The organism is Variovorax sp. V93, assembly GCF_041154485.1.
Classification (GTDB): Bacteria; Pseudomonadota; Gammaproteobacteria; order Burkholderiales; family Burkholderiaceae_C; genus Variovorax; species Variovorax beijingensis_A.
In genome coordinates this window covers 4937450-4958444 of the sequence record NZ_AP028669.1, presented here as the reverse complement: position 1 = coordinate 4958444, position 20995 = coordinate 4937450, and the positions used below count along the sequence as shown (strand labels likewise).

The following is a 20995-nucleotide window of genomic DNA, read 5'->3' as shown; positions in this document are numbered from 1 at the left end:
AGGCTCCATGGCCCTCGATCCTCTCCATGCGCTGCAAGGCGCGAACCGCGCAGCATTGCCCGCTGCGGCGGCAGGCGCCGGCACGCTGCTGATGGCCGGCGCGACCGGCGCCTTGGGCCAGGAGCTGCTGCGCCGGCTTGCGGGCAGCCACCGCTTCGCCCATGCGCGCGTGCTGGCGCGCGAGCCCATACGCGACGGGCTGCGCGGCGTTGAAACCTACCTCGCCCCCGGCCTGCCGATCGCGCAATGGCCGCTGATATCGGCCGACAGCGCGGTCATCGCCTTCGACCCGCCGCGGCTCTACCACGACCGCGAACGCGCGCTCTGGGTGCCGCAGCCTTCGGACCTGCCCGAGCTCGCGCGCTGGCTGCGCGCCTGCGGCGTGCAAACGCTGGCCATCGTGCAGCCGCACGACCAGGGCAAGCTGCCCGAGGCGCTCAAGCGCGGCCTTGCGAGCCTCGACGAGCAGGCCGTGGTCGCCAACGGCTTCGACCGCGTGATCCTCGTGCGCTCGGCGCGCAAGCCGCTCAACGCGAAGTTCGCCAACCCCGCCGAAAGGCTCGCGGCGTGGATGCTCTCGATCGTGCGCTTCATGGTGCCGACGAGCGAGCAGCCGGTGCGTGCGTCGAAGGTGGCCGAGCTGGTCGACCTGGCGCTGCGCATCGCGCCGCCGGGTGTGCACGTGGCGGCGCCGGAGCTGGTGTGGGAGGCTGCGCAGGGCGACATGCAGGCCGTGGCGCGCCGCTGGCTCGGCTAGCTTTTCAGCGGCGCCACTGTCGCAGCATTTCAGCCGAGTCGAGCACCAGCCCCAGGTGCAGCGACACCATCGCAAGCGCCGCGCCTTCCAGATGCGCATCGGTGCCGCGCACCAGGTCGCGCAGCACGATCACGCGGTAGTTGCGGTTGCTGGCGTCGAAGGCCGTGTTGAGCACGCAGCAGTCCGTGAAGCCGCCGTTGAGCACCACCGTCTCGATGCGCTGGTTGCGCAGCAGAAAGTCGAGGTCGGTCGGGTAGAAGGCCGAGAGGCGCCGCTTGCTGTCCACGCGCATGTCGCCGGGCGCAACGCGCGTGACCCACTCGGTCCACTTCGAGCCTTCGATGGCGTGCGCGTCGGCATTCGGTATTGCGCCCACGTGCAGCGGAAAGGTGCGCCGCCATGCGGACGGAATGCCGTGGACGTCGTCCACGCCGCCGGGCCGCAGCACCGACCTGATGTGCACGATGCGCACGCCCAGCGCGCGCACCGCGTCATGGAAGGTGTCGATGGGCGCCACCACGTCGCGCGCCCGCGGGGCGGGGCAGGGGCAGTCGGGGCTGTCGTCCAGGTGGCCCCGGTGCATGTCGATGGACACGACCGCGGTGGTGGCCGGGTCCAGGTAGTCGGCGAACTGCGCCGCGTCGAGCTCGCGCTCCTCGTTGTAGACCCAGGCCTTCATCTGCGCTCTTCCCGCACATAGGGTTGACCCAGCGCACCGGGCTCTTCCTCGGCGCCGCGCCGCGAGAGCGCGACCCACACCATCACGCCGAGCGTCACCGCATAGGGCGTCATCATCACGAAGTACTGCGGCAGCTGCACGCCGGCCGCCGCGAGCTGCGGGATCAGCGCCTCGATGCAGCCGAACAGCAGCGCGCCCGCGAGCGCCTTCCACGGCGACCAGCGCGCGAAGATCACCAGCCCCACCGCGATCCAGCCGCGCCCGCCGGTCATGCCCGCGATCCACAGCTTGGTGCTGACCACCGAGATGTATGCGCCCGCCAGCCCCACCAGCGCCGAGCCCGCGAGCACCGCGGCCAGCCGCCACATGGCAACGCGGATGCCGGCCGCATCGGCCGCCTGCGGGTTCTCGCCCACCGCGCGCAGCCGCAGCCCGGCCGAGGTGCGCGAGAAGAACCACGCCACGGCAAGGAAGATCGGCAGCGTGAGCCAGACCATCGCGTTCTGCTCGAACAGCCGGCCGGCGCCGGGCAGGAGCGACAGCGGCCACAGCGCCATCGTGCCGATGCCCTCGGTGGCATGGTTGGTCCATTCGGCCAGCGAGCCGACGAGTGCCGTGAGACCCTGGCAGAAGAACACCAGCGCGAGCCCCGCGATCACCTGGTTCACGCGCAGCCAGATCACCATCACCGCGAACAGCAGCGACACCGCGCTGGCCGCGAGCATCGCCATCACCAGCGACACGGCCGGCTGCCCCATGGCAAGCTGCGCGCCGATGCCCGCGAGCGCTCCGACCAACATCAGCCCTTCGGCGCCGAGCGACAGCACGCCCGCGCGCTCGCTGATGATCAGGCCCAGCGCGGCGAGCGCATAGGGCACCGCGAAATCGGGCGTGCTCGCGAGCCAGTTGAGAACGACGCTGCCGCTCACTGCGCGGCCTCCGCACCCACGCGGCGCAGCCGATGGCGAATGAAGAAATCGCTGGCCGCCACGCACACCACGATGATGGCCTGGATCAGCTGCACCATCGAGAACGGCACCTGGTAGAACACCTGCAGGCTGCGGCCGGTGACGAACAGGGCCGCCACCAGCAGCGCCACCACGGTGGCCGCGAGCGGGTTGTTGCGCGCGAGAAAGGCAATCAGGATGCCCGAGAAGCCGTAGCCTTGGTAGAAGGCCTGCGTGAGCCGCCCTTCCTGCCCGGAGGCCACCGCAAAGCCCGCCAGCCCGGCCATCGCGCCCGAGAGCAGCACGGCGCCGTAGATGGTGCGGCGCACCGGCACCCCATTGGCATGCGCCACGCGCGGATTGGCATCGACGAAGCGCAGGTACAGCCCGGCGCGGCTCAGGCCCACCAGCCACCATGCGAAGAGCGCCACCACGGCCGCGAGCGCGATGGCGCTGCTCACGCCGGCGCCCAGTTCGGGCAGCCGCTCGAAGGCGCGGAACTGCGGCGAATAGGGGAAGTTGTCCTTCGGGTCCTTCCAGCTGCCATAGACCAGGTGCAGCAGGAAGTTGGCCGCCATGTAGTTGAGCATCAGCGTGGAAATGATCTCGTTCACGCCGAGCCTGATCTTCAGCCACGCCGGCCCCAGCACCCAGAGCAGCCCGCAGCCGATGGCGGCCGCGAACATCAGCGGCAGGCGCAGCGGCTCGGGCCCGATCTGCCACATCGAGACGGCCGTCGCGCCGATGGCACCCCAGATCATCTGGCCCTCGAGCCCCAGGTTCCAGAAGCGCGCGCGAAACGCCAGCGAGCCGGCCAGGCCCACGAGGATCATGGGCGCAGCCTGGAACAGCACGGCGCGCAAGTTCTGGCCGTCGAAGAAGGTCTGCATCACGAACTCGTTGGCGAGCTCGTTGGCGGGAACGCCGGCCGCCACCAGGATGGCGGCGGAAATCGCAAGGCCGGCAAGGAGCGCTGCCGCAAGGATCAGCGCCTGCCGCCGCCATCCCATGTGCTGGCGGATCTCCAGCGCATAGCGCCGGCGCGCCAGCGGCTGGCGCCGCGCCCGGAGCGCGGCCTCCGGATCGGTCTGCGCCGGCTGCGCGATGGCCGCGAGCGTGGCGTCAACCATGGTCCACCATCGCCTGTCCGATGGCCTGCCGGTCGGCCGGCTGCGCGAATTCGCCGGCAATGCGCCCGCGCGTCATCACGCCCACGCGGTCGGCCAGCTGCAGCACCTCGTCGAGGTCTTCGCTGATCAGCAGCACCGCGGCGCCGCCGTCGCGTGCGGCGCGCAGCCGCGCATGCACCTCGGCGCTCGCGCGCACGTCGAGCCCGCGGCTCGGGCTGTGCGCGAGCACCAGCGAGGGGGCCTTGCCGAACTCGCGCGCGAGCACCAGCTTCTGCGCGTTGCCGCCGGACAGCAGCGCGGCCTTCTGCGCCACCGAGCGCACCCCCAGCACATCGAAGGCGCGAACCGCTTCCTGCGTATCGTCCTGGATGCGGCGCCGCCGCAGATGCCAGGCGGGGCCGTAGCGGCCCGTGTGCACGCGGCCGATCGCGTAGTTCTCGGCCACCGAAAGGCCGCCGGCCAGCGCGAGGCCGTAGCGGTCGGCCGGGATCGCGGCAATGCCCACGTTGCGGCGCTCCGGCGCGGGCATGGCCTTGAGGTCGCCGTGGCCGCTCAGATGGATCTCGCCTTCGAGCGGCCCGCCGGCATCCGGCAGGCCCATGATGGCGCCGGCCAGCTCGCCCTGCCCGTTGCCGCCGACACCGGCCAGGCCATAGATTTCGCCCGCATGCAGTTCGAGGTCGACCCCGTCGAGCACGCGGCGGCCCTCGGGCGATGCGGCCGAGCGCAGGCCGCGCACCGTGAGCCGCACCGGGCCACGCGGCGACTTCGCGGGCTCGAAGCCCTGCGTGGCAACCGATTCGCCCACCGTGAGCTTCACGAGCTCGGCCACCGAGGTGGCGCCGGGCTCCAGCGTGGCCACCGTGCGGCCGCCGCGCATCACCGTCACGCGGTCGGCATAGGTCTTCACGTCGGCCATCTTGTGCGTGACCAGCACCACGGCAGAGCCGCCGCGCGCGAGGCCCCGCACCGTCTGCAACAGGCGCGCGGCTTCCTGGTCGGTGAGCACCGCGGTCGGCTCGTCGAGGATCAGGATGCGCGCACCCGCGAGCAGCACCTTGAGGATCTCGACGCGCTGCTGTTCCGCGATCGACAACGCATCGATGCGCTTCGATGGATCGATCTCGAAGCCCAGCTCCGAGGCCTTGTTGCGGATGTCGCGCGAGATCTCGCGCAGGCGCTCCCCATGGCTCTGGAACTCGGCCGGCGCCGGTGCGGTCAGCAGGACGTTCTGCGCCACCGTGAATGACCGCACCAGCTTGAAGTGCTGGTGGACCATGCCGATGCGGTGCCTGGCCGCGTCGCGCGGTCCGGCAAAGTGCACCGGGTTGTCGTCGACCAGCAGCTGGCCCGCTTCCGGCGCATAGAGCCCGGCCGCGATGTTCATGAGCGAGGACTTGCCCGCGCCGTTTTCGCCCAGCAGCGCATGCACCTCGCCCCAGCGCGCTTCGAAGTGCGCGTCGGTCAGCGCCGCAAAGCCGTCGAAGGACTTGCGGATGCCGGTGAGCTGGAGCGCGTTGGGCATTGGCCGGCCTGCTTACTTCTGCGTGACCACGCCCTTGACGAACCAGTCCATCTTCCAGAGATCGGCATCCGACAGCACCGCGCCCTTGGCCACGCGCTCCTTGCCGTCGCGGTCGGCGAGCGGGCCGGCGTAGACCTGCTTGCCCTTCATGATTGCGTCGCGCTCGGCCGTGATCTGCGCGGCCTTGTCCTTGGGCACCGCGGGGCCGAAGCCCGCGATGTCGGTGCCGCCGTCCTTCATCTCGATGAAGGCGCCGTACTGGCCGGGCTTCCAGTTGCCGGCCATGATCTTCTTGAGCTCGGGCGTCAGGAAGCGGTCCCACACCCACACCGACGAGCACAGCGTGGCCTTGGGCGCGAACTGGCGCAGGTCGCGGTGGTGCCCGGTGCCGTACACGCCGCGCTCCTGCGCCACGATCTGCGGCGTGGGCGAGTCGACGTGCTGGCCGATCACGTCGGCGCCCTGGTCGATCAGCGCGGCCGCGGCGGCGCGTTCCTTCACCGGGTCGTTCCAGGCGCCGGTGTAGATCACGTTGACCGTGGCGTTGGGGTTCATCTTCTGTGCACCGAGCGCGAAGGCGTTGATGGTCCAGTTCACCACGCCGAAGGGGTTGGCCGCGACGAAGCCGAGCTTTCCGCTTTTGGAGGCTGCGCCCGCGGCCATGCCGCAGAGATACTGGCTCTCGTAGGTGCGGCCGTAGAAGGATTCGAGATTGCTGCCGTTGGTGGTGCCCGAGCCGTTGAGAAAAGCCACGCCGGGGTACTTGGCGGCCAGGTCCTTGAAGCTGTCGGAGTAGCCGAAGGCGGTGCCGATCACGATGTTGGCGCCGCGCTGGATGAACTTCTCGGCCGCGGGCTTGATGGCCGACGCGTCCTCGGGCACGTTCTCGACGAACTGGATCTTCTGGCCGATCTCCTTCTCGATCTTCACGCGCGCTTCGTCGAAGGCCTGCGTCCAGCCGCCGTCGTTTTTCGGGCCGAAGTAGAGCATGGCGATTTTCGGCTTGTCCTTGAGCGTGAAGCCGTCGGCCGCCGCGGCGGGCAGCGCGAACAACGCGCCGCCGGCCGCGAGCGCCGATGCAAGGCCAAGGGCGAAGCCGTGTGTGGGAGTGCGCAGCAGCATGGAGCAACCTTTCGTGGGGAGCGTGTCGAGAGGGAAGGAAGAAGGGAAGGGCGCGCCGCGCGCGTCACATCATGAAGTTGATGCGGAACACATTGCCCTCGGGGTCGAGCAGCACCGACTGGTACCAGTTGTAGTAGGTGACGTAGGGCGGCTTCACCAGCGTGGCGCCGGCCTCGAGCGCGACGGGCACCATGCGGTCCACCTCGTCCCGGCTGTCGACGTCGATGTTCAGCAGGAACTTCACGCCACGTGTGTCGGAAAATTCGGCCAGGTGCAGCAGCTCGTAGGCCTCGAGCGCGTTGAAGCCGAGGCTCGACTTGCCGGTGTCGAGCCCGCGGAAGATCGGCGAGCGGATCGCCTCGATCTCGGGGAAGCCGAACACGCGCTGGTAGAAGCCGCTGAGCGCGACCACGTCCTTTGCGAAGACGTTGACGTAGGAGAGATGGGGCATGTCAAGTGCTCATTGCGCGTTCGTGGTGGTTCTGGCGTTCTTGCTCGGGGCGTGTGCACAGAGCATCGGGTACTCCCCTCCGCGAATGTCCCCCGGCCTTCGGCCTTCTCCTTTATTTCGCTGCGGGGAGCACCCGATGCTCTGTGCACCTGGACACGCTGCTGTTGCATCGCCGATCAACGACTGCTCTGACCAACGATCACGTCGATGGGGTGCCTTGCGCAGCGAAATCAAGGGGGAGGCCGCAGGCCGGAGGACATTCGCTTCGCCGCGTACCCCGTCGGCGGGAGCGCGCCCTGGACGACAACCAACGCGACGAACATAGAAACAGGACTTCATCTAGACCGCCACCTTGGTCCCACCAAAGGTCGTCTGCTTCACGAACTTCGACGTGAGATGGTCGCCCGAAGAAATGGGTGCGTACTTCGGCTGCTCGCCCGGCGCCAGGCAGCTCGGCAGGCACTCGACCATCGCGTCATAGTTGGGCTGGTGAAAGAACACGAGCGACTGGCGGCGGTTGGTGCTGGCCACCTCGAACGGCGGGTTGACCACGCGGTGCAGCGTGGACACCCACTGGTCGTTGGTCCATTGCATCATCAGGTCGGCAATGTTGACCACCAGGCCGCCTTCCACCTGCGGCACGTCGACCCACTGGCCCGCCTTGTTGAACACCTGCAGGCCCTTGTCGTCGGGCAGCACGATGGTGAGGCTGCCGTAGTCGCTGTGCGCTCCCGCGCGCAGCTGGCCCGGCAGCGGCGCTTCGCGCTGCGGCGGATAGCTCAGCACGCGGAACATGCTGATGTGCCTGTCGATCTTGTCGTCGAAGAAGGTCTCTGGCAGCGCAAGGCCGAGCGCGAAGATGCGCATCAGCGAGCGCGAGAGATCGCTCATGGCCTCGAAGTAGCTTTCATAAGCTTCGCGGAAACCGTCGATCGGCGGCCAGCTGTTGGGCTCGAAGTGCGGGCCGGCGGCGGGGCCGCGGTGGTAGTCGTCGTCCGGCACGTTCGAGGGACCGATGGAAAACGATTCCTTCAGGTCGCCGGGCGCGGCCTCTTCCAGGCTGTAGGAAAGCCCTTCTTCGCCGACCGCGCTGTAGCCGCGCACCGCGTCTTCGCGCGGCCGGTCGACCTTGCGCTTCTCGGCCAGCGGCATGTCGAAGAACTGGCGCGAGAGCTGCGACACGCGCGCGATCTGCTCGGCGGGAATGCCATGGTTGGTGATGACGAGGAAGCCGATGCTGCGGCAGGCCTCGTCGACCTTGGCCGCAACCTGCGCCTTGCCTTCGGCCGTGCCGGCGAAGTAGGGCGCGAGATCGATGATGGGTACGGACAGCAGGGTGCTCATGTGTCGGTCCTCGTGCTTGGCATGCCTTTCGCCATGCAACGTCTGTGCCAGTTGGACCAAATGGACAAAACGCGTTGGCCGCGTCAGCATGGTGCGTGCCGGCCGTGCCTTGAGGCCGCGCTGGCGCAACGCGATGCACCGCGGCCTTACAGTGGTGCGCGTTGGAAGAAGAGTCCGCAAGTAATCGACGAAGCGAGGGAAGATGCCGAAGACCAAGGCGCTGGCCGCAGCCAGCAGCACCAAGAAGAAGATCCCGGTGAAGGGCCCGGCGCGCGAGCGCGCGAAGCCCGCCGTGCGCAGCGCGTCCGCGGTGAGCCGCAGGCTGCGGCAGATCGAGGACAAGCGCAGCGCCATCCTCGGCGCCGCGCTGGGCCTGTTCTCGCGCTTCGGATTGCATGGCACGTCGATCGACCAGGTGGCGGCGCGCGCCGACGTGTCGAAGAGCAACCTGCTCTACTACTTTGCCAACAAGGAAGAGCTGTACGTCAACGTGCTGCGCGACCTGCTCGCGCTGTGGCTCGAGCCGCTGCGAGGCTTCAGCGCCGAGCAGGATCCGGGCGAAGCCATCGGCGGCTACATCCGCCGCAAGCTCGTGGTCTCGCGCGACCGGCCCGATGCATCGCGCCTGTTCTGCCTCGAAATGATCCAGGGCGCGCCGCTCTTGCGCGACGAGCTCGACCGCGAACTGCGCACGCTGGTGGAGCGCAAGTCGGAGGTCATCCGTTCATGGATCGCCGCCGGCAAGCTCGCGCCGGTCGATCCGCACCACCTGATCTTCGCGCTCTGGGCCATCACGCAGCACTACGCCGATTTCGGCGTGCAGGTGCAGGCGCTGACGGGGCATACGCTCGAAGACCCGGCCTTCTTCGAGCAGACGGTGGAGAACGTGCAGCGCATCGTGCTGCAGGGCATCACGCCGCGTTAGGGAGTTGCTCCCTCCCCTTCCGGGGGAGGGCAGGGGTGGGGGCAAGCGGCGTACCTGTCGGGCGCTCTGCCTGCCCCCATCCCAACCTTCCCCCAGAGGGGGAAGGAGCCATGCAAACGCCCCAGGGACGGTCAGTGCTGCGGCGGCGCCGCGATTTCGTGATAGCGCCGATCGAAATAGATCAGGCTCTGCGCCTTGCCGCCGATGGCAATCGCCAGCGCCTCGCAGAACAGCACGTCGTGCGTGCCCGCGCTGGTGGCCTGCACCACGCGGCAATCGAACGAGGCCGCAGCATCTTCGAGCACCGGCGAGCCCGTGGCCTTGCGGCTCCAGCGGCCCGCGGCAAAGCGCTCGTCCATCGGCGTCTTGCCGCCGAACAGGCCCGAGAGCGCCTGGTGTCCTGCCGCGAGCACGTTCACGCAGAGCACGCCGTTGGCAGTGAACGCGGGGTACACCGAGGCCGAGCGGTTCAGGCACACCAGCAGCATCGGTGGCTCGTCGGTCACGCTGCACACGGCCGAGGCCGTGAAGCCGGCGCGGCCCGCGGGGCCGTCGGTGGTGATGATGTTGACCGCCGCGCCCAGCCGCGCCATGGCGTTGCGGTAGTCGGCCTTGGGCAGCGCGGCAGGCGCGCCGCCCGGCATGACGTGGTGGGGTGCCATTGCGTTCAGCAGCATGAGGAGGAATTCCTGTGACGGGATTCAGGCGAGGAGGCAGGCTTCGTCGAAGCCCAGCCGCGGCAGGCGGCCGAACACCTTGGCCGGATCGCCATGGCCGAGGTTGATCAGGAAGTTGACGCTCCAGTCGGTGCCCTCGAAAAACGCGGCATCGACCTTCGCCTTGTCGAAGCCCGACATCGGCCCGGCATCGAGCCCCACCGCGCGCGCGGCGAGCAGCAGGTAGGCCGCCTGCAGGCTGGCGTTGCGAAAGGCGGTCTCGTGCGCGGCCTCGGGGCTGCCGGTGAACCAGCTGCGCGCGTCGGCATGCGGGAACAGCATGGGCAGCTTGTCGTAGAACTTGCGGTCCCACGCGGCAATCACCGTGACCGGTGCCGTCATGGTCTTGTCGAGGTTGCCCTTGGAAAGCGCCGGCGCGAGGCGCTGCTTGCCTTCGGGCGTGCGAACGAACACGAAGCGCGCGGGCGAGCAGTTGGCCGAGGTCGGCCCCATGCAGGCAAGCGCGTAGATCTGCCGGATCTGCGCGTCGGTCACGGGCTCGGCGGTCCAGCCGTTGTGGCTGCGCGCCTCGGTAAAAAGAAGCGCCAGTGCGGCGTCGTCGAGAGCAGGTTTCATCATGGTCATGCGGGAACGCCGGGTGCGTTGACCCGGATGAGAAAGTCGATCAGGCTGCGGTTGAAGGCGTCGGCCTCGGTCACGCTGTGCGCATGGCCGCCGTGCGGCATGAAGTGGAGCGTGACGTCGTGCAGCCCGTCGGCCAGGCGCTGCGAGCAGGTCCACGGCACCAGGGCGTCGTCCATGGCGGCGGCCACCAGCGTGGGCACGGTGATGTCGCCAAGGCGCGCGTCGATGTCGAAGGCGCGCAGCGCGCCGATGCGCGCGCGCATGTTGGCTTCGCCCGGGAAATGCGAAAACGCATGGTCGACCTCGTCGGCCACGCGCTGCGCATGTTCCGCGCACCAGGCCGCGGGGTACAGGAAGATCGGCTGCGCCTCCACGTACGCGCGCGGGCCGCAGGCATCGAGCAGCGCGAGCCGCGCATCGAAGCAGCGCGCCGAGTGCGGATTGGGCTTCGACCACGCATTGACCAGCACCAGGCTCGCCACGCGCGAGGGCTCGTCGAGCGCCAGCTGCAGGCCCGCGAGCCCGCCCAGTGCATGGCCCACCAGGTGGCAGCGCGGCGTCGAGGTGGCGTCGAGAATCTGCACCACGTCGCGCGCCATGTCGGCAATGGCGTAGCCCGCGTCCAGCGCCGCGGGGCTGCGGCCCGTGCCGCGCTGGTCGTACGCAATCACGCGATGGCCCGCTTCGACCAGCGCGCCAAGCTGCGGCTGCCAGAAGGCGGCCGAACCGCCGAGGCCCGACGACAGCAGCACCGCCTCGCCATCGGCCGGCCCGTGCACTTCATAGTGCAGCGGCATGCTCAGGCCTTGTTGCCGACGTGGGCGATCGAGGCGATCTCGACCAGCGCATCGGGCTTCACCAGGCCGCACTGGATGCAGTAGCGCGCGGGCTTGGTGCCCGGAAAGAACTCGGCGTACACCGCGTTGACCTTCGCGTAGTCGGCCCAGTCCTTGATCATGATCATGTTGAAGGTCACGTCGTCCATGGTGCCGCCGGCCGTCGCGATCACGCGCTGGATCGTCTCGAGCACGTGGCGCGTCTGCGCCGAGGCGTCGCCCACATGGACCACGTTGTTGTCCTTGTCGAAGGGCAGCGTGCCCGACACGTAGACGATGCCGTCGGCCATGGTGCCGGGCACGAAGGGAGCGATCGGCGTGGTGGTTCCGGCGGGGATGATGGCTTGCTTGGGCATGGGAGCTCCTTCCTGTGTGTGGGTTGAATGACGGAATCAGGCGGCGAGCGCAACGCTCGGCGCGGGCTGCGCGGTGGCGGCCGGCGCGAAGCTGCGGACAAAGTCGTCGACGGTGGAAACCCAGCCGAAGAAGGTCTCGACGTTGTAGACCGATGCCTTCTGGATGGCTGCACCGCCGAGCTCGTGCGTCGCGTCTTCCAGCATCACGGCGAAGTATTCGAGGTGGAAGGCGTCGCGCAAGGTCGACTCGACGCACACGTTGGTCGCGATGCCGGTGAACACCAGGTGGCGGATGCCGCGTGCGCGCAGCGTGCTGTCGAGCGTGCTGTTGAAGAAGCCGCTGTAGCGCGTCTTGGGCACCACGATGTCGCCGGGCTGCGGCTTCATCTCGGCAATGAGCTCGTAGTCCCAGCCGCCCTTGGCGAGGAACTTGCCCTGCAGCTCGGGCTTCGCGCGCATGGTCTTGAGCGCGTTCGACTTGTGCCAGTTGGGCGAGCCCGGCCCGCCGGCTTCGACATACGCGGCGTCCCAGCCGTTCTGCAGGAACACCACCAGCATGCCGGCCGCGCGCGCCGCCGCAATGGTGCGCGCGATGTTGGCAATGGTGCCCTGCGCGCCGGAAATGTCGAAGCCGGCCGAATCGACATAGCCGCCGATCGACGCATAGGCGTTCTGCATGTCGACCACGATCAGGGCCGAGTCGGTGGCATGCAGCGCGAGCGGCTCGGGCCGCGCGGGCAGCACCCGCGGTGCCGGGGCGCCGGGCAGGCGCGGCGCGCCAACGGGGGTGCTCGATGTGAGGGTGGTGTTGCGTGCCGGAGTGCTCACGTGACGCTCCTGCTCAGGCCGCAAGGCGCTCGGGTTCGGCCTGCGACGGCACGGGGCTCTGCACGTGCGCGCGGCTCTTCATCAGCGGCTGGATGCGTTCGCCGAAGGCCTCCACGCCCTGCACGAAGTCGTCGAAGGTCAGCAGCACGCCCTCGGTGCCCGGCACCTCGGCCATTTCGTCGAGCAGGCGCGCGACGGTGGCGTAGGAGCCGACCAGCGTGCCCATGTTGATGTTGACGGCCGAGGTCGGGTCGGCCATCTGGCGCACATTGGTGTCGGCGCCGGACTTGGTGTCGGCCGCGCCCTGCTGGCCCAGCCAGGCAATGGCCTCGTGGTCGGCGCCGGCCTTGTAGTGCTCCCACTTGGCGCGCGCGGCCTCGTCGGTTTCGTCGGCAATCACCATCATCAGCACGTAGGTGGTGACGTGGCGGCCGGTCTTGCGCGTGGCCTCGATGAGCTTCTCGGCCGCGGGCGCGAAGGCCTTGGGCGTGTTCACGCCCTTGCCGAAGCAGAAGTTGTAGTCGGCGTACTTGGCCGAGAAGTCCATGCCCGCATCGCTCTGGCCCGCGCAGATCACCTTCATGTCGGCCTTCGGCTGCGGGCTCAGGCGGCAGTCGTCCATCTTGAAATGCTCGCCCTTGAAGTCCGACCGGCCGCTGCCCCAGAGGTCGCGCAGCACCTGGATGTATTCCGAGAGGTATTGGTAGCGCGTGCCGAAGAACTGGTCGCCGGGCCACATGCCCATCTGCGAATACTCGGGCCGCTGCCAGCCGGTGACGAGGTTCAGGCCGAAGCGTCCGTTGGAGATGGAGTCGATGGTCGACGCCATGCGCGCGACGATGGCCGGCGGCATCACCAGCGAGGCAGCCGTGGCAAAGAGCTTGATCTTCGTGGTGACCGCAGCGAGCCCGGCCATCAGCGTGAACGACTCGAGGTTGTGGTCCCAGAACTCGGTCTTGCCGCCGAAGCCGCGCAGCTTGATCATCGAAAGCACGAAGTCCACGCCGTAGCGTTCGGCTTTCAGCGTGATCTCCTTGTTGAGCTCGAAGCTGGGCTTGTACTGCGGCGCGTTTTCCGAGAGCAGCCAGCCGTTGTTGCCGATGGGAATGAAGATGCCGACGTTCATGCAAAAAGCTCCTGTTGCGAGGTCGCAAAGCCCTATGCATGGCCCGTGCCAATTGGAAAATCCCTTTTAAATCAATGGCTTGAGAGTTTTCAGATGTTGTGTTTTGACCATTTGGTCCAAAGTGGAGCAGGCGAACCGCCCGCGCTGCGGCAACGCGGTGCGCCGCAAGGCCAAAGCGGTGCAGCCCCATGTCACCGATCGCGCGGCAAAATCACCCCATGCCCAAGACCCCACTTCGCGCCGCCGCGGCCATCGGCGGCACTGCCGACGACATCGAAGCCGCCTTCTACGAAGCGCTGCAGCGCGGCGACATCGATGCCCTGATGGCCTGCTGGGCCGACGAGGACGAGGTGTTCTGCGTGCATCCCGGCGGCCCGCGGCTGGTGGGTGCCACCGCGATCCGCGCGGCCTTTGAGCAGATGTTCGGCAACGGCGCCATCCATGCGACGCCGGCGCGCGTGCGCAAGATCGAATCATTGGCGAGCGCGGTGCACAACGTGCTCGAGCGCATCGAGGTGCTCACGGCCGAAGGCCCCAAGCATGCCTTCGTGCTGGCTACCAACGTCTATCACAAGACCGTCGAAGGGTGGCGCCTGGTGGCGCACCACGCGAGCCCCGGCAGCGCGCGCGAGCCCAGCGACCTGAACGAGCTGCCCCAGACCCTGCACTGAGCCGTGCGATGCGCGCCGACGTTTCACCTTCATCCTCCGCGCCGGCGTCGATGGGCTACATGGCGCCGCGCTGGCTGCCCGGCGGCAACCTGCAGACCATCTGGCCGGCGCTCTATGCGCGCCGCTTCGAGGGGCCCGCGCCCGCCTACCGCCGCGAGCGCTGGACCGCGCCCGACGGCGACTTCATCGACGTCGACTTCGTCGATGCGGACCTGCCCGGCCCGCGGCCGCTGCTGGTGCTGTTCCACGGGCTGGAGGGTTCCTCCCGCAGCCACTATGCGGAGGCGTTCGCGGCCTTTGCCGCCGCGCAGGGCATGGCCTTCGCGGTGCCGCATTTCCGCGGCTGCAGCGGCGAGATGAACCTGGCGCCGCGCGCCTACCACTCGGGCGACTACGAAGAGATCGGCTGGATCCTGCAGCGCATGCACGACCAGCACGCGCGCCAGGGCGGCGGACCGGTGCTGGCGGTGGGCGTCTCGCTCGGCGGCAATGCGCTGCTGCGCTGGGCCTGCGAGGCTGGCGACACGGCCCGCGATGTGGTCAACGCGGTGGCTTCGGTGTCCGCGCCGCTCGACCTGGCGGCCGGCGGCGCGGCCATCGGCCGCGGCTTCAACCGGCTGGTCTACACGCGCATGTTCCTCTCGACCATGAAGCCCAAGGCGCTCGCCAAGCTGGCGCAGTTTCCCGGCCTGTTCGACCGCGAGCGGCTGCTTGCGGCGCGCGACCTCTACGCCTTCGACGACGTGTTCACCGCGCCGCTGCACGGCTTTCGCAACACCGACGACTACTGGGCCCGCGGCTCGTCCAAGCCGCACCTGCGCGCGATCCGCGTGCCCACGCTGGTGGTCAATGCGCTCAACGACCCGTTCATCCCCGCCAGCAGCCTGCCCGGCCCCGGCGAGGTCGGCCCGCACGTCACGCTGTGGCAGCCCGCGCACGGCGGCCACGTGGGCTTTCCGCTCGGGCCGCCGCCCGGCCATGTGCTCGGCATGCCGGAGCGCGTGGGCGGCTGGCTGGCCGGGTTTGCACCACCCACTGCGCCGCAGGCGCGCGCAAAATAGCTCCCATGGACGACATCGTCAAACAGGCGCTCGCCAAGTGGCCCAACGTGCCGCACTGCTACGGCTGGCTCGGCCTGGACGCGCGCGGCAACTGGTACATGCGCGACGACCGCACCCAGGCCGAAGGCGCCTTCCCCGTGGCCAAGGGCTCGATGCTGCGGCACGAGAAGCTGATCGACTTCATCCAGCGCAACTACGACCACGACGACGAAGGCCAGTGGTTCTTCCAGAACGGTCCGCAGCGCGTGTATGTCGAGCTGGAGGCCGCGCCCTTCGTCTGGCGCATTGCCGATGGCGCGGGCTTTGCCGTCACGGCCCACACCGGGCAGCCGTCGGGCGCCATCTCGGCCTGCCTGCTCGACGAGCAGGGCCGCCTCTTCCTGGCCGCGCCCCTCGGGCTCGGGCTGGTCCATACGCAGGACGTGGGCCTGGCCGCCGACGCGGTGGAGCAGGGCCTGTGGACCCCCGAGCCGGTGCAAGCGGCCGATCTGCCGCAGCGCTTCGGCCATGTGCTGAGCCCGGCGGGGCGCCGGCTCATCGCGCTATCAAAAGAGTAGCTGCAGCTTGCAGCGCCCATGAAAAAGCCGGCTCGAGGCCGGCTTTGTCTTTGGGGGCGTGGCTCGCTTACTTGCTGGCGGCCGCCGCGGGCGCCGAAGCCGCGCCATCGGCGGGAGCCGCTGCCGCTGCGGGACGCTCGGGCACTGCGAACTTGGCGCCGCCGGCATTGGCCATGTAGACCACGGCACGGCCGATTTCGAGGTCTTCGAAGTCGCCGCCGCCCTGGGCCGGCATCGCGCCCTTGCCATGCAGTGCATGGTCGAGCAGCGTTTCGTAGCCCTGGCCGATGCGCGGGCCCCAGGCTGCAGCGTCCCCGTAGTGCGGGGCGCCGGGAATGCCGGGAGACGCGTGGCAGGCCGCGCACTGCGCCTTGAAGACGGCCTCGCCGGCCGCCAGCGGGCGGTTGGCATCGCGGATCTCGATGGCGCCGACCTTCTTGAGCCGCTCGGCCACTTCGCGGTCGCGCGCATCTTTCGACACGCCGTACAGCGACATGTTGTCGCCCTCGGCCGTGCCCGCGGGCTTGTTGCCCGACACCACATAGGCCACAAGGCCCACGATGATCAGGATGGGTGCTACGAAGGAGAAAAATACCGCGAGCAGCAGTTGCTTCGGGTTCTTGATCGGGCCGGTGTGGGCTTCTTCTGTGGCCTGGTAATGCGGGTCTGCGCTCATTGGCGTCCTCAATTAACGGGGGCTCGTCGGGGGGCTTTTTCGAATCAACCGGCGATTATAGAGAGGCCCTCCGCCCAAAGGACGGAAGGCCTCTTCGAGTCCGTCGCGCGAAAGCCTCAGCCCTTGCTGCCTGGCGTGGCCCAGCCGCCGCCCAAGGTCTTGTAGAGCGTGACCTGGTTCTGCAGCTGCAAGAGCCGCGTGGTGACCGCCGATTGCTGCGCCGTGTACAGCGAGCGCTGCGCATCGAGCAGGTCGAGCGCGCTGGCAATCCCGTTGCGGTAGCGCATGTCCGAGAGCCGGAAGCGCACGGCCTCGGCGTCGGCCTGCGCACGCTGCGCACGCACCTGCTCGCCCAGCGTGGCGCGGCCCGCCAGCGCATCGGCCACTTCGCGGAACGCGGTCTGGATCGACTTCTCGTACTGCGCCACGGCAATCTCGCGCCCGGCCTTGGCCGAGTCGAGCGTGGCCCGGTTGCGGCCCGCGTCGAAGATCGGCAGCGTGACCGAGGGCGCGAACGACCAGGCCTTGGAGCCGCGGTCGAACAGGCCCGAGAACTCGCTGCTCGCGGTGCCCAGCGTGGTGGTCAGCGAGACGCGCGGGAAGAAGTTGGCGCGCGCCGCGCCGATGTTGGCGTTGGCCGCAATCAGCTGCTGCTCGGCGGCGCGGATGTCGGGCCGCTCCGTCAGCAGGTCGGAGGGCAGGCCCGCCGGCACGTCAGGCATCGGCTTGACGCTGTCCAGGCCCTTGATGCCGCCCGCCGTGGCGTCGGCCGGAACCGGCGCACCCAGCAGCAGGGCGAGCGCGTTCTCGTCCTGCATGCGCGTGCGCTGCTGCTGCGCATACGAGGCGCGCGCGGTTTCGGCCAGCGAGTTCGCGGCCTGGAAGTCGAGCTCCGACGACACGCCGTTGTCGAAGCGCATCTTGGTCAGGCGCACCGACTCCTCACGCGTGACCAGCGTCTGGCGCGTGAGTTCGAGCAGCTCGTCGTCGGCAATCAGCGTGAGCCAGCCGGTGGCCACCGCGGCGATCAGGCTCACTTGCGCGGCCTTGCGCGATTCCTCGGTGGCCAGGTATTGCGCCAGCGCCTGGTCCTTCAGCGCGCGGACGCGGCCGAAGAAGTCGATCTCCCAGGCGGTCACGCCCAGGTTCACGCTGTACTGCGAGGACACGCTGCCCGCGCTGCTGTCGAAGGCCTGGTACGGGTTGGGGCTCGAGCGCGAGCCGCTGCCTGTGAGGCCCAGCGCCGGGAACAGCGCCGCGCGCTCGATCTGGAACTGCGCGCGCGCCTGCTCGATGTTGAGCACCGACACGCGCAGGTCGCGGTTGTTTTCCAGCGCGGTGCGGATCAGCCCGTTCAGCCGCGGATCGGTGAAGAAGTCTTCCCACGGCACGGCCGCCGCGGCCGGGCCGGCCGGCTGCGCCGGGTCGCCCGGAAAGGTGGTGGGCACCGGCGCCGCCGGGCGTTCGTAGGTCGGAATCAGCGAGCAGCCGGCCAGCAGCATTGCCGCGGCCAGGGCTGTGGGAATCAGTTTCTTAGTCATGTGCTTTTTCTTCCGTGATGCCGGCTGCTTCCGCGTGCCGCTTGTCGGCCTCGTGCTGGCGCGCGCTGCCCTTGAACAGGCTGCGCACCACCACGAAGAACACCGGCACGAAGATCACGGCCAGCGCCGTACCCGTCACCATGCCGCCGAGCACGCCCGTGCCGATGGCGCGCTGGCTGGCCGAGCCGGCACCCGAGGCGAGCACCAGCGGCACCACGCCCAGGCCGAAGGCCAGCGAGGTCATGATGATCGGGCGGAACCGCAGGTGGGCCGCGGCCAATGCCGACTCGACGATGCCCCGGCCCTGCGCCTGCAGGTCCTTCGCAAACTCGATGATCAGGATCGCGTTCTTCGCCGATAGGCCGATGATGGTGATCAGCCCCACCTGGAAGTACACGTCGTTCGAGTAGGCCCGCAGCATGGTCGCCAGCAGCACGCCCAGCACGCCCAGCGGCACCACCAGGATCACCGACAGCGGGATCGACCAGCTCTCGTACAGCGCGGCCAGGCACAGGAACACCGCCAGGATCGCAAAGCCGTACAGGATGATGGCCTGCGAACCTGCGAGTTTCTCTTCGCGCGACTGGCCCGTCCATTCGAAGCCGAAGCCCTGCGGCAGCTGCCCGGCGAGCTTTTCCATCTCGGCCATGGCGGCGCCCGTGCTGTAGCCCGCGGCGGCGTCGCCGCTGATGCGGATGGCCGGGTAGCCGTTGTAGCGCACCGTCTGCGTCGCGCCCTTGACCCACTTGGTGGTCGCAAAGGCCGACAGCGGCACCGGCTGGCCCTTGGTGTTGCTCGCGTTCAGCTGCAGCAGGTCGTCCGGCTGCATGCGCGCCGGCGCATCGGCCTGCACCACCACGCGCTGCAGGCGGCCGCGGTTCGGAAAGTCGTTGATGTAGCTCGAACCCAGGCCCGTCGACAGCGTGGCGTTGATCGCGTCGAAGGTCACGCCCAGCGCATTGGCCTTGTCGCGGTCGATGTCGATCTGCAGCTGCGGCGCGTCTTCCAGGCCGTCGGGGCGCACCTGCGACAGGATCTTGCTCTGCCCGGCCATGCCCAGCAGCTGGTTGCGTGCGTTGATCAGCGCCTCGTGGCCTGCGCCCGAGCGGTCCTGCAGCCGGAAGCTGAAGCCGCTGGCATTGCCCAGTTCAGGAATGGGCGGCGGGCTCAGCGGATAGATGAACGCGTCGCGGATGCCCGAGAGCGCACCAAAGGCGCGGCCCGCCAGCGCGCTGGCCGAGTGGGCCGGGTCCTTGCGTTCTTCCCAGTCCTTCAGCGTCACGAAGGCAAGGCCCGCGTTCTGCCCCTGGCCCGAGAAGCTGAAGCCCATCACGCCCACCATGCTCTGCACCTCGGGCTGCTTCAGGATGAAGGCCTCGACCTGCTGCATGACCGACAGCGCCCGCTCCTGCGTCGCGCCCGGGGGCAGCTGCACGTTCACGATGATGTTGCCCTGGTCTTCCGCCGGCAGGAACGAGCTCGGCAGCCGCAGGTAGGTGAACACCACCGCGCCGATGATCGCCACGTAGATGATCAGGTAGCGCGCCGCGCGCCGCAGGATGCGCGCGACCACGCTTTCATAGCCCTTGGCCGTGCGCGTGAAGCCGCGGTTGAACCAGCCGAAGAAGCCGGTCTTCTCGTGGTGGTGGCCGGCTTCCACCGGCTTGAGCAGCGTGGCGCACAGCGCCGGCGTGAGCGACAGCGCCATGAAGGCCGAGAAGGCGATCGAGGTCACCATCACCGCCGAGAACTGGCGGTAGATGTTGCCCGTGGAGCCCGCAAAGAACGCCAGCGGCACGAACACCGAGATCAGCACCACCGTCACGCCGATGATGGCGCCCGAGATCTGCTTCATCGCCTTGCGCGTGGCCTCGAGCGGCGACAGCCCCTCCTCGCTCATGATGCGCTCGACGTTCTCCACCACCACGATGGCGTCGTCCACCACGATACCGATCACCAGCACCATGCCGAACATGGTCAGCACGTTGATCGAGAAGCCCATGGCAAGCAGCATGGCAAAGGTGCCCAGCAACGCAATCGGCACCACGATGGTCGGGATGATCGTATAGCGCCAGTTCTGCAGGAACAGGAACATCACCACGAACACCAGCGCAATCGCTTCGAGCAGCGTCTTGACCACTTCGGTGATGGAAATCTGCACGAAGCGCGAGCTGTCGTACGGAATGGTCCACTTCACGCCCTGCGGGAAGAAGCGCTCCAGCTCCGTCATCTTGGCGCGGATCGCCTTGGCCGACTGCAGCGCGTTGCCGTTGGGCGTGGGCTGCACGCCAATGCCCACCGCGGGCACGCCGTTCAGGCGCGCCGAGGTGGCATACGACTGCCCGCCCAGCTCCACCCGCGCCACGTCCTTCAGCCGCACGGTCGAGCCGTCGGTGTTGGCGCGCAGCACGATCTCCTTGAACTGGTCGACATTGGCCAGCTGGCCGTTCACCACCACCGTGGCCGCAATCGCCTGGCCGGGAATGTTGGGCAGGTCGCCCAGCGTGCCCGAGGACACCTGCGCGTTCTGCGCGCGGATCGCGTTGTTCACGTCCGTGGCCGACAGGTTGTAGCCCTGCAGCTTGGCCGGATCGATCCAGATGCGCATCGCGTTCTCGGTGCCGAACAGCTGCGCCTGGCCCACGCCCACCACGCGCTGCAGCTCCGGCACGATGTTGCGCGCAGCATAGTCGCCCAGCGCCACTGGGTCGAAGTTCGGGTTGTCCGAAGACAGCATCGCGAACAGCAGGAAGTTGTTGCGCGACTTGTCCACGCGCACGCCCTGCTGCGTCACGGCCGCCGGCAGGCGCGGCGTGGCGCGCGAGAGCCGGTTCTGCACGTCCACCTGCGCAAGGTCGGGGTTGGTGCCGGCCTCGAAGCTGATGGTGATGGTGCCCGTGCCGTCGGCCTGGGCCACCGATTCCATGTAGATCAGGCCCGGCGAGCCGTTCATTTCACGCTCGATCACGGACAGCACGCTGTCCTCCAGCGTCTGGGCCGAGGCGCCCGGGTAGGCAACGTTGATCACGATGGCCGGCGGAGCCACCGGCGGGTACTGCGAGATCGGCAGCTGGGTGATGGCGACACTGCCCCCCACCAGGATGAACAGCGCGATCACCCAGGCGAAGATCGGTCGGTCGATAAAGAATTTGGCCATGCGGG

Annotated in this window: 21 protein-coding genes; 5 read left to right on the top strand and 16 right to left on the bottom strand. The window is 68.6% G+C overall.

Going from position 1 to position 20995, the window contains the following annotated elements; translation table 11 throughout:
• The first annotated feature begins 7 nt into the window (after positions 1-7).
• Complete coding sequence (locus ACAM54_RS23490) at positions 8-757, top strand: hypothetical protein (protein WP_369649105.1); 750 nt, start codon at positions 8-10, stop codon at positions 755-757.
• Positions 758-761: 4 nt separating this feature from the next.
• Here the strand turns inward: ACAM54_RS23490 and ACAM54_RS23485 are convergent, their stop codons facing one another.
• The 7 genes from ACAM54_RS23485 to ACAM54_RS23455 all read right to left on the bottom strand — a co-directional run bounded on the left by ACAM54_RS23485 (position 762) and on the right by ACAM54_RS23455 (position 7955).
• Positions 762-1436, bottom strand: a complete 675-nt coding sequence (locus tag ACAM54_RS23485) for a cysteine hydrolase family protein (RefSeq protein ID WP_369649104.1) — start codon at positions 1434-1436, stop codon at positions 762-764.
• Positions 1433-2365: an ABC transporter permease gene (locus tag ACAM54_RS23480; RefSeq protein WP_369649103.1), complete on the bottom strand. Its 933-nt coding sequence runs from the start codon at positions 2363-2365 to the stop codon at positions 1433-1435. Before ACAM54_RS23480 ends, ACAM54_RS23485 begins: the two co-directional genes overlap by 4 nt.
• Positions 2362-3513 carry an ABC transporter permease gene (locus ACAM54_RS23475; protein ID WP_369649102.1) on the bottom strand — a complete coding sequence of 384 codons (1152 nt, stop codon included), beginning with the start codon at positions 3511-3513 and terminating at the stop codon, positions 2362-2364. Before ACAM54_RS23475 ends, ACAM54_RS23480 begins: the two co-directional genes overlap by 4 nt.
• Entirely contained in the window at positions 3506-5038 is a 1533-nt protein-coding gene (locus ACAM54_RS23470) for an ABC transporter ATP-binding protein (protein ID WP_369649101.1), read from the bottom strand. Before ACAM54_RS23470 ends, ACAM54_RS23475 begins: the two co-directional genes overlap by 8 nt.
• A 12-nt stretch (positions 5039-5050) precedes the next feature.
• Positions 5051-6160, bottom strand: a complete 1110-nt coding sequence (locus tag ACAM54_RS23465; protein WP_192328220.1) for a BMP family ABC transporter substrate-binding protein — start codon at positions 6158-6160, stop codon at positions 5051-5053.
• 64 nt (positions 6161-6224) lie between these two features.
• Positions 6225-6611, bottom strand: a complete 387-nt coding sequence (locus ACAM54_RS23460; protein ID WP_209536506.1) for a VOC family protein — start codon at positions 6609-6611, stop codon at positions 6225-6227.
• A gap of 339 nt (positions 6612-6950) precedes the next feature.
• Positions 6951-7955, bottom strand: coding sequence for an isopenicillin N synthase family dioxygenase (locus ACAM54_RS23455; RefSeq protein ID WP_369649100.1), 1005 nt, complete (start codon positions 7953-7955; stop codon positions 6951-6953).
• A gap of 202 nt (positions 7956-8157) precedes the next feature.
• On the opposite strand from ACAM54_RS23455, the gene rutR reads away from it, so the two are divergent.
• On the top strand, positions 8158-8880 hold the full coding sequence (gene rutR / locus ACAM54_RS23450; RefSeq protein ID WP_145739703.1) for an HTH-type transcriptional regulator RutR: 723 nt from the start codon (positions 8158-8160) through the stop codon (positions 8878-8880).
• 131 nt (positions 8881-9011) lie between these two features.
• Here rutR and rutF read toward each other — a convergent pair whose 3' ends face one another.
• Genes rutF through rutA form a run of 6 tightly spaced genes read right to left on the bottom strand, consistent with a single transcriptional unit; the run spans position 9012 to position 13327 of the window.
• Positions 9012-9542: an NADH-dependent FMN reductase RutF gene (gene rutF / locus ACAM54_RS23445; protein WP_369651012.1), complete on the bottom strand. Its 531-nt coding sequence runs from the start codon at positions 9540-9542 to the stop codon at positions 9012-9014.
• A 39-nt stretch (positions 9543-9581) separates the two neighbouring features.
• Entirely contained in the window at positions 9582-10181 is a 600-nt protein-coding gene (locus ACAM54_RS23440) for a malonic semialdehyde reductase (protein ID WP_369649099.1), read from the bottom strand.
• The gene (gene rutD, locus ACAM54_RS23435; RefSeq protein WP_369649098.1) at positions 10178-10978 is read right to left on the bottom strand and encodes a pyrimidine utilization protein D; all 801 of its coding nucleotides are present in this window, start codon (positions 10976-10978) and stop codon (positions 10178-10180) included. Before rutD ends, ACAM54_RS23440 begins: the two co-directional genes overlap by 4 nt.
• A gap of 2 nt (positions 10979-10980) precedes the next feature.
• The gene (rutC, locus tag ACAM54_RS23430) at positions 10981-11373 is read right to left on the bottom strand and encodes a pyrimidine utilization protein C (protein WP_307704067.1); all 393 of its coding nucleotides are present in this window, start codon (positions 11371-11373) and stop codon (positions 10981-10983) included.
• Positions 11374-11409: 36 nt separating this feature from the next.
• Positions 11410-12201 carry a pyrimidine utilization protein B gene (gene rutB / locus ACAM54_RS23425; protein ID WP_369649097.1) on the bottom strand — a complete coding sequence of 264 codons (792 nt, stop codon included), beginning with the start codon at positions 12199-12201 and terminating at the stop codon, positions 11410-11412.
• Positions 12202-12214: 13 nt separating this feature from the next.
• Positions 12215-13327: a pyrimidine utilization protein A gene (gene rutA, locus ACAM54_RS23420; protein WP_369649096.1), complete on the bottom strand. Its 1113-nt coding sequence runs from the start codon at positions 13325-13327 to the stop codon at positions 12215-12217.
• Positions 13328-13545: 218 nt separating this feature from the next.
• On the opposite strand from rutA, the gene ACAM54_RS23415 reads away from it, so the two are divergent.
• From ACAM54_RS23415 to ACAM54_RS23405, 3 genes are read left to right on the top strand one after another with little or no spacing between them, the layout of a single operon-like run.
• On the top strand, positions 13546-13998 hold the full coding sequence (locus ACAM54_RS23415; protein WP_145739714.1) for a nuclear transport factor 2 family protein: 453 nt from the start codon (positions 13546-13548) through the stop codon (positions 13996-13998).
• A gap of 50 nt (positions 13999-14048) precedes the next feature.
• Positions 14049-15059 carry a YheT family hydrolase gene (locus ACAM54_RS23410; protein WP_369651011.1) on the top strand — a complete coding sequence of 337 codons (1011 nt, stop codon included), beginning with the start codon at positions 14049-14051 and terminating at the stop codon, positions 15057-15059.
• A gap of 5 nt (positions 15060-15064) precedes the next feature.
• Positions 15065-15616 (top strand): DUF2946 family protein, encoded by a 552-nt coding sequence (locus ACAM54_RS23405; RefSeq protein ID WP_369649095.1) that lies wholly within the window; start codon positions 15065-15067, stop codon positions 15614-15616.
• A gap of 67 nt (positions 15617-15683) precedes the next feature.
• On the opposite strand, the gene ACAM54_RS23400 is transcribed toward ACAM54_RS23405, so the two are convergent.
• From ACAM54_RS23400 to ACAM54_RS23390, 3 genes are all read right to left on the bottom strand, one after another.
• Positions 15684-16292, bottom strand: coding sequence for a cytochrome c5 family protein (locus ACAM54_RS23400; protein ID WP_145739720.1), 609 nt, complete (start codon positions 16290-16292; stop codon positions 15684-15686).
• Between the two features lie 116 nt (positions 16293-16408).
• Positions 16409-17833 (bottom strand): efflux transporter outer membrane subunit, encoded by a 1425-nt coding sequence (locus tag ACAM54_RS23395; protein ID WP_192328235.1) that lies wholly within the window; start codon positions 17831-17833, stop codon positions 16409-16411.
• Positions 17826-20990 carry an efflux RND transporter permease subunit gene (locus ACAM54_RS23390; RefSeq protein ID WP_369649094.1) on the bottom strand — a complete coding sequence of 1055 codons (3165 nt, stop codon included), beginning with the start codon at positions 20988-20990 and terminating at the stop codon, positions 17826-17828. The genes ACAM54_RS23395 and ACAM54_RS23390 overlap by 8 nt, the downstream gene beginning before the upstream one ends.
• Positions 20991-20995 lie beyond the last annotated feature (5 nt).

What these genes read in the sequence shown, in the direction of transcription:
- ACAM54_RS23410 (WP_369651011.1), top strand. Translation starts at nt 14,049, where the DNA reads ATGGGCTACATGGCGCCGCGCTGGCTGCCCGGCGGCAACCTGCAGACC.
- rutD (WP_369649098.1), bottom strand. Translation starts at nt 10,978, where the DNA reads ATGCCGCTGCACTATGAAGTGCACGGGCCGGCCGATGGCGAGGCGGTG.
- ACAM54_RS23455 (WP_369649100.1), bottom strand. Translation starts at nt 7,955, where the DNA reads ATGAGCACCCTGCTGTCCGTACCCATCATCGATCTCGCGCCCTACTTC.
- rutA (WP_369649096.1), bottom strand. Translation starts at nt 13,327, where the DNA reads ATGAACGTCGGCATCTTCATTCCCATCGGCAACAACGGCTGGCTGCTC.
- ACAM54_RS23390 (WP_369649094.1), bottom strand. Translation starts at nt 20,990, where the DNA reads ATGGCCAAATTCTTTATCGACCGACCGATCTTCGCCTGGGTGATCGCG.
- ACAM54_RS23460 (WP_209536506.1), bottom strand. Translation starts at nt 6,611, where the DNA reads ATGCCCCATCTCTCCTACGTCAACGTCTTCGCAAAGGACGTGGTCGCG.
- rutR (WP_145739703.1), top strand. Translation starts at nt 8,158, where the DNA reads ATGCCGAAGACCAAGGCGCTGGCCGCAGCCAGCAGCACCAAGAAGAAG.
- ACAM54_RS23465 (WP_192328220.1), bottom strand. Translation starts at nt 6,160, where the DNA reads ATGCTGCTGCGCACTCCCACACACGGCTTCGCCCTTGGCCTTGCATCG.
- rutF (WP_369651012.1), bottom strand. Translation starts at nt 9,542, where the DNA reads ATGGCACCCCACCACGTCATGCCGGGCGGCGCGCCTGCCGCGCTGCCC.
- ACAM54_RS23395 (WP_192328235.1), bottom strand. Translation starts at nt 17,833, where the DNA reads ATGACTAAGAAACTGATTCCCACAGCCCTGGCCGCGGCAATGCTGCTG.
- ACAM54_RS23415 (WP_145739714.1), top strand. Translation starts at nt 13,546, where the DNA reads ATGCCCAAGACCCCACTTCGCGCCGCCGCGGCCATCGGCGGCACTGCC.
- ACAM54_RS23405 (WP_369649095.1), top strand. Translation starts at nt 15,065, where the DNA reads ATGGACGACATCGTCAAACAGGCGCTCGCCAAGTGGCCCAACGTGCCG.
- ACAM54_RS23440 (WP_369649099.1), bottom strand. Translation starts at nt 10,181, where the DNA reads ATGACCATGATGAAACCTGCTCTCGACGACGCCGCACTGGCGCTTCTT.
- ACAM54_RS23475 (WP_369649102.1), bottom strand. Translation starts at nt 3,513, where the DNA reads ATGGTTGACGCCACGCTCGCGGCCATCGCGCAGCCGGCGCAGACCGAT.
- rutC (WP_307704067.1), bottom strand. Translation starts at nt 11,373, where the DNA reads ATGCCCAAGCAAGCCATCATCCCCGCCGGAACCACCACGCCGATCGCT.
- ACAM54_RS23485 (WP_369649104.1), bottom strand. Translation starts at nt 1,436, where the DNA reads ATGAAGGCCTGGGTCTACAACGAGGAGCGCGAGCTCGACGCGGCGCAG.
- ACAM54_RS23400 (WP_145739720.1), bottom strand. Translation starts at nt 16,292, where the DNA reads ATGAGCGCAGACCCGCATTACCAGGCCACAGAAGAAGCCCACACCGGC.
- ACAM54_RS23470 (WP_369649101.1), bottom strand. Translation starts at nt 5,038, where the DNA reads ATGCCCAACGCGCTCCAGCTCACCGGCATCCGCAAGTCCTTCGACGGC.
- ACAM54_RS23490 (WP_369649105.1), top strand. Translation starts at nt 8, where the DNA reads ATGGCCCTCGATCCTCTCCATGCGCTGCAAGGCGCGAACCGCGCAGCA.